Consider the following 16,082-nt stretch of genomic DNA (forward strand, 5'->3'; position numbering starts at 1 on the left):
GCGGAAGAGAATCCGCCCCTCTTGTTTTTGTAAGGCGGGACGAATACCTTCGCCCGCAGACCTTTTCACAGGAACTCAGTGTGATTACCAAACTCACTTCGCTGCTTAACGCCGCCCATATTTCTCTCTCCGATCGGCAAAAGGATCTGCTGGTGGGGTATGTCAACATGCTGCACAAGTGGAATAAAGCCTATAATCTGACCTCGGTACGTGACCCTGAGCAGATGCTGATTCGCCATATTATGGACAGCATTGTGGTTGAGCCACAGCTACAGGGAACGCGCTTTATTGATGTGGGAACCGGTCCGGGCCTGCCAGGCGTGCCGCTGGCTATTGTCCGCCCTGATTCGCACTTTACCCTGCTGGACAGCCTGGGCAAACGCATCCGTTTCCTCAAACAGGTCCAGCATGAGCTGAAGCTGAGTAACATCACACCGGTGCAGAGCAGGGTAGAGGACTTTCCGGCCGAACCGCCGTTCGACGGGGTTATCAGCCGTGCCTTCGCCTCGCTGAATGACATGCTAAACTGGTGCCACCATTTGCCTGGTAAAACAGGTCAGTTTTATGCTCTTAAAGGAGTAGTTCCGCAGGATGAATTAGCCCATTTGCCGGATGGATTTACCGTCGATCGCGTAGTTAAACTGCTGGTACCTCAGCTGGAAGGTGAGCGTCATCTGATCGTAGTAAATGTGAATAAGTGAAGTCAGATTGCTGTTTAAGTAACCAAAACAGGCGGCTGTTATTACGGTTTTTTAATCTTAGTGTCGCGTAAAAGCCGAATAGCCTTATTGACCGTAAGTGCTTTAAGTAACAGGATTTTAGTTAAGTTGCGTGACTATCGTTAACCGTAACCGCACCCTCTGCGTTACCGCCCGGCAGGCGTTGTCTGAAAATGCATCACTCAAACGATCTTCTTCACACTTTTTATCGCTGCCAGGTTGTTTCCATAAGGTTAAAACGGCAGGCTGAAATTATCAGAAACTCTCTGTAACATTTAACGATAATTTCACATTCTGTTATCATGTTTATCACCTTAAGCAACGATTATTCCCTGTCAGATGGTGACGGCGGAAAATATTTTCTGTTTATAAATCGACGTGAGTAAGGCGCTTTGGTGGAATAATTCGATGCTTCAAATGTCAATATAAGGTTTTAAACGCTGAGAGGTGTTCTTTTTAAAATAAATATCCATAAGCCATTGAATTTTCTCTATTATATAGACTGGTTTTTTATTAAATTAAGATTATTCCTGAACATAACTTAATCATTAAGTTGCTGAATTGTGATCTTCAGCACGCTTTATGAGCAAGGTTTGTCGACTCTTGCAGGAAATTTCTTCCGGTTTGCCGTTCTTCTGAGTTTTGAAAAACAGGCCTCGCGAAAGAAATTTAAATAATTGTTCACCTTTTCGCTACTTATCCATTGAAATCGCAGGGGCGCACCGTATAATTTGCTCGTTTTTTGCTGCTTGACTCAAAAGAGCAAAGGCAGTTTTATACGACACGCGACATACCCCCGAGGGGGCAGGAGAGTTTCAGCGTCATGTCAGTGTCCCTTTACAGAGTGAAATTTGCCCGAACCGTGCTGCTGCTTCAGCTGGTGACCTTTGTCGTAATCGGCGCGCTGTTTGCCTTTAAAGATCTGGCATGGAGCTTATCCGCCCTTGCAGGTGGACTGGCAGCCTGGCTGCCAAACATTGTATTTATGATTTTTGCCTGGCGTCATCAGGCAGGAGACCCGATAAAAGGGCGCATAGCCTGGAGTTTTTTATTGGGTGAGGTGCTGAAGGTTCTGGCCACCATTCTCTTGCTTGTCGTGGCGCTGGCGGTATTTGGGGCGGTGTTTACACCGCTCGGACTGGCCTGGTTATCGGTGCTGATTGTGCAAATCGTCGCACCGGCTGTAATTAACAACAAAGGGTAAGAGGCATCATGGCTGCAGGAGAAATCTCTACGCCGCAGGAATACATAGGCCATCATCTGAATAACCTTCAGTTGGACCTGCGTACCTTCGAGCTGGTGAATCCACACGACGCACCGGCGACGTTCTGGGTATTGAATATCGACTCCATGTTTTTCTCTGTGGTGCTGGGACTGGTGTTCCTGGTGCTGTTTCGTAAAGTTGCGAAGACAGCCACCAGCGGCGTGCCGGGAAAAATGCAGGCCGCGATTGAACTGGTTGTCGGCTTTGTCGATGACAACGTTCGCGACATGTACCATGGTAAAAGCAAAGTAATCGCACCGCTGGCTCTGACGATTTTCGTCTGGGTCTTCCTGATGAACTTCATGGACCTGCTGCCTATCGACTTGCTGCCCTATATCGGTGAGCACTTCTTAGGTTTGCCAGCGTTGCGTGTTGTGCCTTCTGCAGACGTGAACATCACGCTCTCAATGGCACTTGGCGTATTTATTTTGATTCTGTTCTACAGCATCAAGATGAAAGGCATTGGCGGCTTTACTAAAGAGCTGACACTGCAACCCTTCAATCACCCGATTTTCATTCCGATCAACCTGATCCTTGAAGGTGTAAGCCTGTTGTCCAAACCGGTTTCCCTGGGTCTGCGACTGTTCGGAAACATGTATGCGGGTGAATTGATTTTTATCCTGATTGCCGGTCTGTTGCCGTGGTGGTCACAGTGGATTCTGAATGTGCCCTGGGCCATTTTCCACATCCTGATCATTTCGTTGCAGGCTTTCATTTTCATGGTCTTAACGATTGTCTATCTGTCGATGGCATCTGAAGAACATTGATTTTTTTCTCAACACTACTGCGTTTTAACTGAAACAAACTGGAGACTGTCATGGAAAACCTGAATATGGATCTGCTGTACATGGCTGCCGCTGTGATGATGGGCTTAGCGGCAATCGGTGCTGCGATCGGTATCGGCATCCTCGGAGGCAAATTCCTGGAAGGCGCCGCGCGTCAACCGGATCTGATCCCTCTGCTGCGTACGCAGTTCTTTGTTGTAATGGGTCTGGTGGATGCAATCCCAATGATCGCTGTTGGTCTGGGTCTGTACGTGATGTTTGCTGTCGCGTAATAACCGATAGTTCATCGCTGGTCACCTGGCGATGAACCGATTCTTCCGGTTGGCTTGCCGGCCGGAGAAAAAGTTAACTTAACAAGAGGCATTGTGCTGTGAACATTAACGCAACAATCCTCGGCCAGGCTATCGCGTTCATCCTGTTTGTCCTGTTCTGCATGAAGTACGTATGGCCGCCGCTGATGGCCGCTATCGAAAAGCGCCAGAAAGAAGTTGCCGAAGGCCTTGCTTCCGCTGAACGTGCCAAAAAAGATTTGGATCTTGCACAGGCTAATGCGACCGATCAGCTGAAGAAAGCGAAAGAAGAAGCTCAGGTAATCATCGAACAGGCTAACAAGCGTCGTTCGCAGATCCTGGACGAAGCGAAAGCTGAGGCTGAGCAGGAACGTAACAAGATCGTCACCCAGGCGCAGGCTGAAATCGACGCCGAACGCAAACGTGCACGTGAAGAGTTGCGTAAGCAAGTCGCGATGCTGGCTGTGGCTGGCGCCGAAAAAATCATTGAACGTTCCGTGGATGAAGCTGCTAACAGCGACATCGTTGATAAACTGGTCGCTGAACTGTAAGGAGGGAGGGGCTGATGTCTGAATTTACTACTGTAGCTCGCCCCTACGCCAAAGCAGCTTTTGACTTTGCTGTTGAGCATCAAAGTGTCGATCGCTGGCAGCAGATGCTGGCGTTCGCTACCGAGGTAGCCAGCAATGAACAGGTAGCAGAACTTCTTTCCGGCGCGCTTGCGCCGGAAGCGTTGTCTGCACAGTTCATCGCTATCTGTGGTGATCAATTGGACGAAGCCGGTCAAAATCTGATTAAGATCATGGCCGAAAACAAACGTTTGCCAGCGCTTCCCAGTGTTCTGGCTCAGTTTATCCAGCTACGTGCCGCACATGATGCGACCGCGGACGTTGAGGTAATCTCTTCCACCACACTGAGTGACGAACAGCTGACCAAAATCAGCGCCGCTATGGAAAAACGTCTGTCACGCAAAGTTAAGCTGAATTGCAAAATCGATAAGTCTGTAATGGCAGGCGTAATCATCCGTGCGGGTGATATGGTCATTGACGGCAGCGTACGCGGCCGTCTTGAGCGTCTTGCAGACGTCTTGCAGTCTTAAGGGGACTGGAGCATATGCAACTGAATTCCACCGAAATCAGCGAACTGATCAAGCAGCGCATTGCTCAGTTCAATGTAGTGAGCGAAGCTCACAATGAAGGTACTATTGTTTCCGTCAGTGACGGTATCATCCGCGTAAACGGCCTGGCCGATGTTATGCAGGGTGAGATGATCGCACTGCCGGGCAACCGTTACGCAATCGCACTGAACCTGGAGCGCGACTCTGTTGGTGCAGTAGTGATGGGCCCTTACGCTGACCTTGCCGAAGGCATGAAAGTTAAGTGTACTGGCCGTATTCTTGAAGTACCGGTTGGCCGTGGCCTGTTAGGCCGCGTGGTGAACACCCTGGGTGCACCAATCGACGGCAAAGGCGCAATCGACAACGATGGCTTCTCGCCAATCGAAGTGATTGCACCTGGCGTTATCGATCGTCAGTCTGTTGACCAGCCTGTACAGACTGGCTATAAGTCAGTCGATGCGATGATTCCAATCGGCCGTGGCCAGCGTGAGCTGATCATCGGTGACCGTCAGACCGGTAAAACCGCGATGGCGATCGATGCCATCATCAACCAGCGTGATTCCGGCATCAAGTGTGTGTACGTCGCTATCGGTCAGAAAGCGTCGACTATCGCTAACGTGGTTCGCAAACTGGAAGAGCACAATGCGCTGGCTAACACCATCGTGGTTGTGGCTACCGCTTCTGAGTCTGCTGCGCTGCAGTACCTGGCACCGTATGCCGGTTGCGCAATGGGTGAATACTTCCGTGACCGCGGTGAAGATGCGCTGATCGTATACGATGACCTGTCTAAACAGGCTGTTGCTTACCGTCAGGTTTCTCTGCTGCTGCGTCGTCCACCGGGTCGTGAAGCTTTCCCTGGTGACGTGTTCTACCTCCACTCCCGTCTGCTGGAGCGTGCTTCCCGTGTGAGTGCTGACTACGTTGAGCGTTTCACCAACGGCGAAGTGAAAGGTAAAACCGGTTCACTGACCGCGCTGCCAATCATCGAAACTCAGGCTGGCGACGTTTCTGCGTTCGTTCCGACTAACGTAATCTCGATTACCGATGGTCAGATCTTCCTGGAAACGAACCTGTTTAACTCCGGTATTCGTCCGGCGGTTAACCCAGGTATCTCGGTATCCCGTGTGGGTGGTGCAGCTCAGACCAAGATCATCAAGAAACTGTCCGGTGGTATTCGTACCGCGCTGGCACAGTATCGTGAACTGGCAGCGTTCTCTCAGTTCGCTTCCGATCTGGATGAAGCAACCCGTAAACAGCTGAGCCATGGTCAGAAAGTGACCGAGCTGCTGAAACAGAAACAGTATGCGCCGATGTCCGTAGCGCAGCAGGGTCTGGTGCTGTTTGCGGCCGAGCGTGGCTTCCTGAATGACGTCGAACTGGCGAAAATTGGCAGCTTCGAAGCGGCGCTGCTGGCTTTTGCGGATCGCGATCACGCTGAGCTGATGGCTGAAATCAACCAGGCTGGTAACTATAACGGCGAAATCGAAGAGAAGCTGAAAGGCCTCCTCGAAACGTTTAAGAAAACCCAGTCCTGGTAATGTCTGGCGGCTTGCTCCTCAGGGAGCAGGCCGCAAGGCTTTGAGGAGAAGCTTATGGCCGGCGCAAAAGAGATACGTAGTAAGATCGGAAGCGTCCAGAACACGCAAAAGATCACCAAAGCGATGGAAATGGTCGCCGCCTCCAAAATGCGTAAATCGCAAGAACGCATGGCGGCCAGCCGTCCTTATGCAGAGACCATGCGCAAAGTGATTGGTCACATTGCGTTAGGGAATCTGGAGTACAAGCACCCTTACCTGGAAGAGCGTGACGTCAAGCGCGTCGGCTACCTGGTCGTGTCTACCGACCGCGGGCTTTGTGGTGGTTTGAACATTAACCTGTTCAAAAGATTGCTGGCAGATATGAAAGGCTGGTCTGATAAAGGCGTCGAGAGCGATCTCGCCATTATCGGTTCCAAAGGCCTGTCGTTCTTCAGCTCTGTTGGTGGCAACGTGGTTGCCCAGGTGACCGGCATGGGAGATAAACCTTCTCTGTCCGATCTGATTGGCCCAGTGAAAGTCATGCTGCAAGCCTATGATGAAGGTCGTCTCGACAAGCTGTTTATCGTCAGCAACAAATTTATCAACACCATGTCCCAGTCTCCACAAATCGTCCAGCTGCTGCCGTTACCGCCAGCAGATGAAGACGAAGGCGTTGTGAAGAAGAGTACCTGGGACTATCTGTATGAGCCGGATCCGAAAGCGCTGCTGGATACATTACTGCGTCGCTACGTCGAGTCTCAGGTTTACCAGGGTGTTGTAGAAAACCTGGCCAGCGAGCAGGCCGCGCGTATGGTGGCGATGAAAGCTGCGACCGACAACGGCGGAAACCTGATCAAAGAGCTGCAGTTGGTATACAACAAAGCTCGTCAGGCCAGCATCACCCAGGAACTTACCGAGATTGTCGGTGGGGCCTCCGCGGTTTAACCAGGTATACCCTGCTGAGGCTCAGAGCTGGCGGGGTATAAACGAATTAGGTAGAGGATTCAAGATGGCTACTGGAAAGATTGTCCAGGTAATCGGCGCCGTTGTGGACGTCGAGTTCCCTCAGGACGCAGTACCACAAGTGTACAGCGCCCTTGAGGTTAAAAATGGTGATGCTCGTCTGGTGCTGGAAGTCCAGCAGCAGCTGGGTGGCGGCGTGGTTCGTACCATCGCCATGGGTTCTTCCGACGGCCTGAAGCGCGGTCTGGAAACGGTTGACCTTGAGCACCCAATCGAAGTGCCAGTTGGCACTGCCACACTTGGCCGTATCATGAACGTGCTGGGTGAGCCTATCGATATGAAGGGCGACATCGGCGAAGAAGAGCGCTGGGCCATTCACCGTGCAGCACCTTCTTATGAAGATCAGTCCAACTCGCAAGAGCTGCTGGAAACCGGTATCAAAGTTATCGACCTGATGTGTCCGTTCGCTAAGGGCGGTAAAGTCGGTCTGTTCGGTGGTGCGGGTGTAGGTAAAACCGTAAACATGATGGAGCTGATCCGTAACATTGCGGCTGAGCACTCAGGTTTCTCCGTCTTTGCCGGTGTGGGCGAGCGTACCCGTGAAGGGAACGACTTCTACCACGAGATGACCGACTCTAACGTTATCGATAAAGTTTCTCTGGTTTATGGGCAGATGAACGAGCCACCAGGAAACCGCCTGCGCGTAGCGCTGACCGGCCTGACTATGGCTGAGAAGTTCCGTGACGAAGGTCGTGACGTTCTGCTGTTTATCGATAACATCTACCGTTACACCCTGGCCGGTACTGAAGTATCAGCACTGCTGGGTCGTATGCCTTCTGCGGTAGGCTATCAGCCAACGCTGGCGGAAGAGATGGGTGTCCTGCAGGAGCGTATTACCTCCACCAAGACTGGTTCAATCACCTCCGTTCAGGCCGTTTACGTCCCTGCGGATGACTTGACTGACCCATCACCAGCCACCACCTTTGCGCACCTTGACGCAACCGTGGTACTGAGCCGTCAGATCGCTTCTCTGGGTATCTACCCAGCGGTTGACCCACTGGACTCTACCAGCCGTCAGCTGGATCCACTGGTTGTTGGCCAGGAGCACTACGATACCGCCCGTGGCGTTCAGTCCCTGCTGCAACGTTATCAGGAACTGAAAGATATCATCGCCATCCTCGGTATGGACGAACTCTCTGAAGAAGACAAACTGGTGGTAGCACGCTCTCGTAAGATGCAGCGCTTCCTCTCCCAGCCCTTCTTCGTGGCAGAAGTCTTCACCGGTTCTCCAGGCAAGTATGTGTCGCTGAAAGATACCATCCGTGGCTTTAAAGGCATCATGGAAGGTGAATTCGACCATATGCCAGAGCAGGCCTTCTACATGGTTGGTTCCATCGAAGAAGCCGTGGAAAAAGCGAAGAAGCTGTAACAGTTTCTCTGGAGGTTAATCATGGCTATGACTTATCACCTGGACGTTGTCAGCGCAGAACAACAAATGTTCGCAGGATCAGTACAGAAAATCCAGGTGTCAGGTAGCGAAGGTGAGTTGGGGATTTTCCCTGGCCACGCTCCGCTGCTGACCGCCATTAAACCTGGTATGGTTCGCATCGTTAAACAGCAAGGCGACGAAGAGTATATTTATCTCTCCGGCGGCTTGCTGGAAGTGCAGCCGGGCGCGGTTACCGTGCTGGCTGATACAGCGATCCGTGGAACCGACCTCGACGAAGCTCGTGCGATGGAAGCGAAACGCAAAGCCGAAGAGCATATGAACAGCTCTCACGGTGATGTGGACTTTGCTACCGCGTCGGCTGAACTGGCTAAAGCGATCGCCAAACTGCGCGTGATCGAGTTGACCAAAAAAGCGATGTAACTCAGGTTTAAGCAGCCCGAATGCCAGTCAGGAAACTGACTGGCATTTTTTTTGCCGAGAAAAATGTAGTATTTTCACAGCTAAACAGTTTTACTTCCGTTTAATTACTGAAATTCAGGATGTCTATGTCTAACAGCGCAATGAGCGTGGTGATCCTTGCTGCCGGCAAGGGTACCCGCATGTACTCCGACCTGCCGAAAGTACTGCATCGCCTGGCGGGAAAGCCGATGGTGCAACATGTTATCGATGCGGCGAACAAGCTTGGTGCCGCCCATGTCCATCTGGTTTATGGCCACGGCGGCGAGCTGCTGAAGTCAGCCCTGCCTGAGCCTTCGCTTAACTGGGTATTGCAGGCGGAACAGCTGGGAACAGGCCATGCCATGCAGCAGGCCGCGCCGCACTTTGCCGATGATGAAGACATTCTGATGCTCTATGGCGACGTGCCGCTGATCTCGGTAGAGACGCTGCAACGTTTACAGCAAGCCAAACCTGAAGGCGGTATCGCCCTGCTGACGGTGATGCTGGATAATCCAACCGGCTACGGTCGCATCCTGCGCGAGAATGGCTCGGTGGTGGGGATTATCGAACAGAAAGACGCCTCCCCTGTCCAGCTCGCGATCAAAGAAATCAACACCGGCATTCTGATGGCTAACGGAGCCGATCTGAAACGCTGGTTAAGCAAGCTGACCAATAACAATGCTCAGGGTGAATATTACATCACCGATATTATCGCCCTTGCCCATCAGGAAGGCCGCGTTACCGAAGCGGTGCATCCTGAGCGGGCCACCGAAACGGAAGGCGTGAACAACCGCCTGCAGCTGTCTCAGCTTGAACGGGTGTATCAGGCGGAACAGGCTGAGAAACTGCTGTTAGCGGGTGTGATGCTGAAAGATCCTGCCCGTTTCGATCTGCGTGGTGAGCTGACCCACGGAAGAGATGTCGAAATCGATACCAATGTGATTATTGAAGGCCGGGTAGTGCTGGGCAATCGGGTCAAAATTGCCAGCGGCTGCATCCTGAAAAACTGTGTGATTGGCGATGATTGTGAAATCAGCCCCTACAGCGTGGTGGAAGAAGCGGAACTCTCTGCGGCCTGCACCATCGGCCCGTTTGCCCGTCTGCGCCCCGGCTCGCAGCTGGCAGAAGGCGCGCACGTAGGCAACTTTGTTGAAATGAAAAAGGCATCGTTAGGTAAAGGCTCCAAAGCCGGACATCTGAGCTACCTGGGTGATGCGAAAATCGGCGCAAACGTCAATATCGGTGCCGGCACCATTACCTGTAACTACGATGGCGTAAATAAATCCCTGACGATTATTGGTGATGATGTCTTCGTGGGGTCTGATACTCAGCTGGTAGCGCCGGTCTCGGTCGCTGCAGGCACAACCATTGCGGCTGGCACCACGATAATGAAAGATGTCCTGACCGCCGGGCTGGTTTACAACCGCAAAGAACAGAATCTGAAAACAGACTGGCAGCGTCCGGCGAAGAAGAAGTAAATCAATCGGGCAGCGCAGGCTGCCCCACTATTATTCTTGAGGGACTCATCCCTCCCGTAAGTGCAGTTATAAATATAAACCCCACTCTCTACAAAGGCTCGGGGAACCGGTAAAGCCGGACTAATCAGGTCAGAAGACAAAGTTAATGATCCACAGGATCATGACGACAGGAATAACATTATGTGTGGAATTGTAGGTGCAGTTGCCCAGCGTGATATCGCTGAAATCCTGCTTGAAGGGTTACGTCGCCTCGAGTATCGGGGTTATGACTCTGCCGGTGTGGCAGTGGTCACCGCAGAAGGCCAGGTCACGCGTCTGCGTCGTCTGGGAAAGGTCGCTAAGCTGGCCGAAGCTGCGGAAACTACCCCGCTGGTGGGCGGCACGGGTATTGCGCACACGCGCTGGGCTACGCACGGAGAGCCTTCCGAGGCTAATGCGCATCCCCATATCTCTGAACATATCATCATCGTTCATAACGGCATCATTGAAAACCATGAACCCCTGCGCGAACTGCTGACGGAACGGGGCTATATTTTCGCCTCTGAGACCGATACTGAAGTGGTTGCTCACCTGGTACACTGGGAGCAGAAACAGCAGGGTGGTACGCTGCGTGAAGTGGTACTGCGCGTGATCCCTCAGCTGCGCGGTGCGTATGGCATGGTGATTATGGACAGCCGCGATCCGTCGGTGCTGGTGGCTGCGCGTTCCGGCAGCCCGCTGGTAATTGGTCGTGGCGTGGGTGAGAACTTTATCGCTTCCGATCAGCTGGCCCTTTTGCCGGTGACTCGCCGCTTTATCTACCTCGAAGAGGGCGATATTGCAGAGATTACCCGCCGTGAGGTGAAAATTGTTAATCGTCAGGGTGAGTCAGTAGAGCGCAGCGAAATCGAATCTACCGTACAGTATGATGCGGGTGACAAAGGCCAGTTCCGTCACTACATGCAGAAAGAGATTTATGAACAGCCGATGGCGATCAAAAACACGCTGACCGGGCGCTTCAGCCACGGCGAAGTGGATCTCTCCGAGCTGGGTCCGAATGCCAACGAGCTGCTGAAGCAGGTTGAGCATATCCAGATTGTGGCCTGCGGCACCTCTTACAACTCCGGCATGGTATCGCGCTACTGGTTTGAAGCGCTGGCGAATGTTCCTTGTGACGTCGAAATTGCCTCAGAATTCCGTTATCGCAAATCTGCGGTGCGCAAAAACAGCCTGCTGATCACCCTCTCTCAGTCTGGCGAAACAGCGGATACGCTGGCGGCGTTGCGCCTCTCTAAAGAGCTGGGCTATCTGGGATCGCTGGCCGTCTGTAACGTGGCTGGCTCCTCGCTGGTGCGCGAATCTGACCTGGCGCTGATGACTAAAGCCGGTACCGAAATTGGCGTAGCTTCGACCAAAGCGTTCACCACCCAGTTGACCGTACTGCTGATGCTGGTGGCGAAAGTGGGCCGCCTGAAAGGCATGGACGCGCAGATCGAGCATGACATCGTGCATGGCCTGCAGGCGCTGCCAAGCCGTATCGAGCAGATGCTTTCGCAGGACAAGCTGATTGAAACGCTGGCTGAAGAGTTCTCTGATAAGCATCATGCGCTGTTCCTGGGCCGTGGCGATCAGTACCCGATCGCGATGGAAGGGGCGCTGAAGCTGAAAGAGATCTCCTATATTCACGCGGAAGCCTATGCGGCAGGTGAACTCAAGCATGGCCCGCTGGCGCTGATCGATGCCGATATGCCGGTGATTGTGGTTGCACCAAATAACGAGCTGCTGGAAAAGCTGAAGTCGAATATTGAAGAGGTTCGCGCGCGCGGTGGCCTGCTCTATGTCTTTGCTGACCAGGATGCCGGTTTCAGCAACTCGGAAGGGATGCGCATTATCCCGTTACCGCACGTTGAGGAGATTATTGCCCCCATCTTCTATACCGTTCCGTTGCAGATGCTCTCCTATCACGTGGCGCTGATCAAGGGCACGGACGTTGACCAGCCGCGTAACCTGGCGAAGTCAGTGACGGTGGAATAGTCCGCTTCCCTGGAAAGTCAGTTCAGTGAGATGAATGACTGATTTTCCCTGAAAAAATCCGGTTATGCCGATTAAAAGGCTGACCGGATTTTTTATAGGCGATGCAGAGAAAACGGTACGGGTAAACAGGTTTCTTAATGCAGCAAAACAGAGTGAACCGGTACGGGTTTTTCCTTAATGAACCCGGTCAGTAAGAGCCGGTTAAGAAGGAAATATCGGGAATATTTATTTATTCTCCGGCCGATTTAATGCCACCACAGCAGAAAAGCTGTAAGTAATCACATGTTATTAAAAACAGTATTGACTTCGTTTTAAAGATGCGTAGATTATTAATCAACGGCAGACGAAATTGTCTGTCAGTAGTAAGTAAGTTGACGCTTAAGAGCGTAAAAGAGTTATCTGCGATAAAGGCCTCGTTATATTGTTGTATGGGGATCATAGTGAGGAGTTCTTTTCCCACATGATGTTTTAAGGCCACGTAGTTGTTATGTTCATCGCAGTGGGGATAAAATCGCGATGATGTAAGGCAACGCATCAATAAGTGAAGATGTAAAGCCACGCATCAAAAAGTAGATATCGCGAAGGGAATTGTACTGGTTCAGCCTGTCTTGTTTAAGAGTGAAAAGGCAGGTCATGTTAATTGGTAATAATAGGAGGTATTTATAGACTCAGAACCTAATATTATCTTTGTGAACTTGTACATGCTAAGTTGTACAAACAGTAGTATGTGAAAATTAAGTAATTTAATGCTAATTAATGAAAGTGTAGTACCCTAAAAGCCCTGGCTGTCATAGTCAGGGCTTTTATGATTTTAAGGATAAACTATTTATTTTCAGGAGTGATCCCTCGCGCGACATATAAAAAAATAAGCTTCCTGCCCCTGATACTCCTGTTAGCTGACGCACTAAAACCAGCCTGTTCTACCCACCTTACTGCTATCCGGATTTTTGTCATAAAACTGTCATATTACGTACACGGTAATGTCATCAAACTGTCCTATTTTGCCTCCAGCAACAATCATTATTCCTGTTAAAAAGCAGACCTGAAATCCCCTGGAGGGAACATGACACTGATGCAAAAAACCCTGGCTCAATGCGTAGCTGTAACCCTCTCATTGAGCGCGGTTTCTGCAATTGCCGCCACTAATCTGACCGGCGCTGGCGGCACCTTCCCGGCGCCTGTTTATAACAAATGGGCTGCTGACTACAACACCGAAACGGGCGCACAGGTTAACTATCAGGGCATCGGTTCTTCCGGCGGTGTAAAACAGATCATTGCTAAGACTGTTGATTTCGGTGCATCTGATGCGCCAATGAAAGATGAAGATCTGCAGAAAAACGGCCTGTTCCAGTTCCCTACCGTGATCGGTGGCGTGGTTCTGGCCGTTAATATCCCGGGTATTAAATCTGGCCAGTTGACGCTGGATGGAAAAACCGTGGGCGACATTTACCTGGGCACCATCAAAAAGTGGAACGACCCGGCTATCACTAAGCTGAACCCGGGTGTGAAACTGCCAGACAGCAACATCAACGTGGTTCGCCGCGCTGATGGTTCAGGCACCTCTTTTGTGTTCACCAGCTACCTGGCAAAAGTTAACAGCGACTGGAACAGCAAAATTGGTAAAGGCAACACCGTAAACTGGCCTACCGGTCTGGGCGGTAAGGGCAATGACGGCGTTGCGGCCTTCGTACAGCGCCTGCCTGGCTCTATCGGCTATGTTGAGTACGCCTATGCCAAACAGAACAGCCTGGCTTACACCAAACTGGTTGATGCCGATGGCAAAGCCGTTGAGCCAGGCGAGAAGAGTTTCAGCAACGCCGCGAAAGGCGCTAACTGGAGCGAATCTTTCGCGCAGGACCTGACTTACCAGAAAGGAGCTGATGCCTGGCCAATCTCCTCCACCACCTTCATTCTGGTGCACAAAGAGCAGGCAAATGCTGACAAAGGTGCTGCTGTACTGAAGTTCTTTGACTGGGCATACAAAAACGGTGGCAAAACCACTAACAGCCTGGACTACGCTTCACTGCCGGACTCTGTTGTTGAGCAGATCCGCGCAGCATGGAAAACCAACGTAAAAGACGGCTCGGGTAAAGCGCTTTACTAAGCGGTTGTAGGGGCCGGTTAATCCGGCCTGTGCCATCGGGCGGCATCGTCGTGCCGCCCCTACACTTTCAATATCGAGAATCTTATGGCTGAAACCAAGCCGACATTTAAAGCTCCCGGAAAACAGGGTGACCTCATCTTCGGTGCGCTGGTTAAACTGGCTGCGCTGATTGTGCTGTTTCTGCTCGGCGGCATTATTGTCTCTCTGATCTTCTCCTCCTGGCCCAGCATGCAGAAGTTCGGCTTCTCCTTCCTGTGGACCAAAACCTGGGATGCTCCCAACGAACAATTTGGCGCGCTGGTGCCTATCTATGGCACCGTCGTGACCTCGGTGATTGCGTTAGTTATCGCCGTTCCGGTTAGTTTTGGTATCGCGCTGTTCCTGACAGAACTTGCCCCTGGCTGGCTACGCCGCCCTCTGGGTGTGGCGATTGAGCTGCTGGCTGCGATCCCAAGTATTGTCTATGGCATGTGGGGGCTGTTTATCTTCGCCCCGCTGTTTGCTAACTACTTCCAGACGCCGCTGGGCGACCTGATGGCAAATATTCCCATCGTCGGCGCGCTGTTCTCGGGTCCTGCTTTTGGGATAGGTATTCTGGCTGCCGGGATTATTCTGGCCATCATGATCATTCCCTATATCGCTTCAGTGATGCGTGACGTGTTCGAACAGACTCCAGTGATGATGAAAGAGTCGGCGTACGGCATTGGCTGCACTACCTGGGAAGTCATCTGGCGGGTGGTGCTTCCGTTCACCAAAAATGGTGTGATTGGCGGCGTGATGCTGGGCCTGGGCCGTGCGCTGGGTGAAACCATGGCCGTGACCTTTATTATCGGTAACACCTACCAGCTGGATAGTCCTTCACTGTTTATGCCGGGTAACAGTATTACCTCGGCACTGGCCAACGAATTTGCTGAAGCTGAATCCGGTGTGCATACCGCCGCACTGATGGAGCTGGGTCTGATCCTGTTTGTCATCACCTTTATTGTGCTGGCCTGCTCAAAGTTCATGATTTTGCGTCTGGCGAAAAGTGAAGGAGCGCGTTCATGACCACCATGGAGATGCAGACTCGTGCTGAGCTGTTAGCGTCACGCCGTAAAATGCAGGCATGGCGTCGGATGAAGAACCGCATTGCTCTGACCCTCTCGCTGCTGACCATGGCGTTTGGGCTGTTCTGGCTGGTATGGATCCTGTTTGCCACCGTGACGCGCGGCGTGGACGGCATGACGCTGTCGCTGTTTACGGAAAATACGCCGCCGCCTAATACGGCGGGCGGCGGGCTGGCGAACGCTATTGCGGGCAGCGGATTATTGATCCTCTGGTCCACAGTGATTGGCACCCCGCTGGGGATCATGGCCGGGATCTATCTGGCGGAGTATGGGCGTAAATCCTGGCTCGCAGAAGTGATCCGTTTTATCAACGATATCCTGCTTTCTGCTCCCTCAATTGTAGTTGGCCTGTTTGTTTACACCATTGTGGTGGCTCAGATGCAGCACTTCTCGGGTTGGGCTGGTGTAATTGCTCTGGCGCTTCTGCAGATCCCCATTGTGATTCGTACCACGGAAAACATGCTGAAACTGGTGCCGGACAGCCTGCGTGAAGCAGCCTATGCGCTGGGTACGCCGAAATGGAAGATGATTTCAGCCATTACGCTCAAGGCTTCTGTCTCCGGCATCCTGACCGGGGTACTGCTGGCAATTGCCCGTATTGCCGGAGAGACCGCTCCGCTGCTGTTTACGTCGCTCTCTAACCAGTTCTGGAGTACCGATATGATGCAGCCGCTGGCTAACCTGCCGGTGACCATCTTTAAATTTGCCATGAGCCCGTTTGCCGAATGGCAGAGTCTGGCCTGGGCGGGCGTGCTGCTGATTACCCTCTGCGTGCTGTTACTGAATATCCTGGCGCGCATCGTTTTTGCCCGTAGTAAACATTAATTCCCTGGCGCGG

15 protein-coding genes are annotated in these 16,082 nt (G+C 52.1%); all 15 read left to right on the forward strand.

The genetic code is table 11. The features are described 5' to 3' along the window. Window positions 1–80 precede the first annotated feature (80 nt). Window positions 81–701 (forward strand): 16S rRNA (guanine(527)-N(7))-methyltransferase RsmG, encoded by a 621-nt coding sequence (gene rsmG, locus SD961_RS03145; protein WP_318788957.1) that lies wholly within the window; start codon window positions 81–83, stop codon window positions 699–701. A gap of 841 nt (window positions 702–1,542) precedes the next feature. Continuing rightward, the gene (gene atpI, locus SD961_RS03150; protein ID WP_318788958.1) at window positions 1,543–1,923 is read left to right on the forward strand and encodes a F0F1 ATP synthase subunit I; all 381 of its coding nucleotides are present in this window, start codon (window positions 1,543–1,545) and stop codon (window positions 1,921–1,923) included. Between the two features lie 8 nt (window positions 1,924–1,931). Further along, window positions 1,932–2,750: a F0F1 ATP synthase subunit A gene (atpB, locus tag SD961_RS03155; RefSeq protein ID WP_306209243.1), complete on the forward strand. Its 819-nt coding sequence runs from the start codon at window positions 1,932–1,934 to the stop codon at window positions 2,748–2,750. Between the two features lie 50 nt (window positions 2,751–2,800). Further along, window positions 2,801–3,040: a F0F1 ATP synthase subunit C gene (gene atpE, locus SD961_RS03160; protein ID WP_003849523.1), complete on the forward strand. Its 240-nt coding sequence runs from the start codon at window positions 2,801–2,803 to the stop codon at window positions 3,038–3,040. 98 nt (window positions 3,041–3,138) lie between these two features. Continuing rightward, window positions 3,139–3,609, forward strand: coding sequence for a F0F1 ATP synthase subunit B (gene atpF, locus SD961_RS03165; protein ID WP_034918222.1), 471 nt, complete (start codon window positions 3,139–3,141; stop codon window positions 3,607–3,609). A 14-nt stretch (window positions 3,610–3,623) separates the two neighbouring features. Next, a complete protein-coding gene (gene atpH / locus SD961_RS03170; RefSeq protein WP_318788959.1) occupies window positions 3,624–4,157 on the forward strand; it encodes a F0F1 ATP synthase subunit delta in 534 nt (177 codons plus the stop codon). A gap of 14 nt (window positions 4,158–4,171) precedes the next feature. Beyond that, window positions 4,172–5,713, forward strand: coding sequence for a F0F1 ATP synthase subunit alpha (gene atpA, locus SD961_RS03175; RefSeq protein ID WP_306209247.1), 1,542 nt, complete (start codon window positions 4,172–4,174; stop codon window positions 5,711–5,713). 54 nt (window positions 5,714–5,767) lie between these two features. Further along, on the forward strand, window positions 5,768–6,637 hold the full coding sequence (gene atpG / locus SD961_RS03180; RefSeq protein ID WP_318788960.1) for a F0F1 ATP synthase subunit gamma: 870 nt from the start codon (window positions 5,768–5,770) through the stop codon (window positions 6,635–6,637). A 64-nt stretch (window positions 6,638–6,701) separates the two neighbouring features. Then, window positions 6,702–8,084: a F0F1 ATP synthase subunit beta gene (gene atpD / locus SD961_RS03185; protein WP_306209250.1), complete on the forward strand. Its 1,383-nt coding sequence runs from the start codon at window positions 6,702–6,704 to the stop codon at window positions 8,082–8,084. A 21-nt stretch (window positions 8,085–8,105) separates the two neighbouring features. Beyond that, a complete protein-coding gene (locus SD961_RS03190) occupies window positions 8,106–8,525 on the forward strand; it encodes a F0F1 ATP synthase subunit epsilon (protein WP_318788961.1) in 420 nt (139 codons plus the stop codon). 125 nt (window positions 8,526–8,650) lie between these two features. Continuing rightward, a complete protein-coding gene (gene glmU / locus SD961_RS03195; RefSeq protein ID WP_318788962.1) occupies window positions 8,651–10,021 on the forward strand; it encodes a bifunctional UDP-N-acetylglucosamine diphosphorylase/glucosamine-1-phosphate N-acetyltransferase GlmU in 1,371 nt (456 codons plus the stop codon). A gap of 180 nt (window positions 10,022–10,201) precedes the next feature. Further along, window positions 10,202–12,034, forward strand: a complete 1,833-nt coding sequence (gene glmS / locus SD961_RS03200; protein ID WP_318788963.1) for a glutamine--fructose-6-phosphate transaminase (isomerizing) — start codon at window positions 10,202–10,204, stop codon at window positions 12,032–12,034. Between the two features lie 1,063 nt (window positions 12,035–13,097). After that, window positions 13,098–14,138: a phosphate ABC transporter substrate-binding protein PstS gene (gene pstS / locus SD961_RS03205; protein ID WP_318788964.1), complete on the forward strand. Its 1,041-nt coding sequence runs from the start codon at window positions 13,098–13,100 to the stop codon at window positions 14,136–14,138. A gap of 84 nt (window positions 14,139–14,222) precedes the next feature. Continuing rightward, the gene (gene pstC, locus SD961_RS03210; RefSeq protein ID WP_318788965.1) at window positions 14,223–15,185 is read left to right on the forward strand and encodes a phosphate ABC transporter permease PstC; all 963 of its coding nucleotides are present in this window, start codon (window positions 14,223–14,225) and stop codon (window positions 15,183–15,185) included. Further along, window positions 15,182–16,069, forward strand: a complete 888-nt coding sequence (gene pstA / locus SD961_RS03215) for a phosphate ABC transporter permease PstA (RefSeq protein WP_318788966.1) — start codon at window positions 15,182–15,184, stop codon at window positions 16,067–16,069. Before pstC ends, pstA begins: the two co-directional genes overlap by 4 nt. Window positions 16,070–16,082: the final 13 nt, after the last annotated feature.

The sequence above is a fragment of the Erwinia sp. MMLR14_017 genome, assembly GCF_033657285.1.
In the GTDB taxonomy this organism is placed as follows: domain Bacteria; phylum Pseudomonadota; class Gammaproteobacteria; order Enterobacterales; family Enterobacteriaceae; genus Erwinia.

Bases quoted from the DNA above. Each gene is read 5' to 3' on its own strand.
- atpI (WP_318788958.1), top strand. From the start codon at position 1,543: ATGTCAGTGTCCCTTTACAGAGTGAAATTTGCCCGAACCGTGCTGCTG.
- atpB (WP_306209243.1), top strand. From the start codon at position 1,932: ATGGCTGCAGGAGAAATCTCTACGCCGCAGGAATACATAGGCCATCAT.
- atpE (WP_003849523.1), top strand. From the start codon at position 2,801: ATGGAAAACCTGAATATGGATCTGCTGTACATGGCTGCCGCTGTGATG.
- atpH (WP_318788959.1), top strand. From the start codon at position 3,624: ATGTCTGAATTTACTACTGTAGCTCGCCCCTACGCCAAAGCAGCTTTT.
- atpA (WP_306209247.1), top strand. From the start codon at position 4,172: ATGCAACTGAATTCCACCGAAATCAGCGAACTGATCAAGCAGCGCATT.
- atpG (WP_318788960.1), top strand. From the start codon at position 5,768: ATGGCCGGCGCAAAAGAGATACGTAGTAAGATCGGAAGCGTCCAGAAC.
- atpD (WP_306209250.1), top strand. From the start codon at position 6,702: ATGGCTACTGGAAAGATTGTCCAGGTAATCGGCGCCGTTGTGGACGTC.
- SD961_RS03190 (WP_318788961.1), top strand. From the start codon at position 8,106: ATGGCTATGACTTATCACCTGGACGTTGTCAGCGCAGAACAACAAATG.
- glmU (WP_318788962.1), top strand. From the start codon at position 8,651: ATGTCTAACAGCGCAATGAGCGTGGTGATCCTTGCTGCCGGCAAGGGT.
- glmS (WP_318788963.1), top strand. From the start codon at position 10,202: ATGTGTGGAATTGTAGGTGCAGTTGCCCAGCGTGATATCGCTGAAATC.
- pstS (WP_318788964.1), top strand. From the start codon at position 13,098: ATGACACTGATGCAAAAAACCCTGGCTCAATGCGTAGCTGTAACCCTC.
- pstC (WP_318788965.1), top strand. From the start codon at position 14,223: ATGGCTGAAACCAAGCCGACATTTAAAGCTCCCGGAAAACAGGGTGAC.
- pstA (WP_318788966.1), top strand. From the start codon at position 15,182: ATGACCACCATGGAGATGCAGACTCGTGCTGAGCTGTTAGCGTCACGC.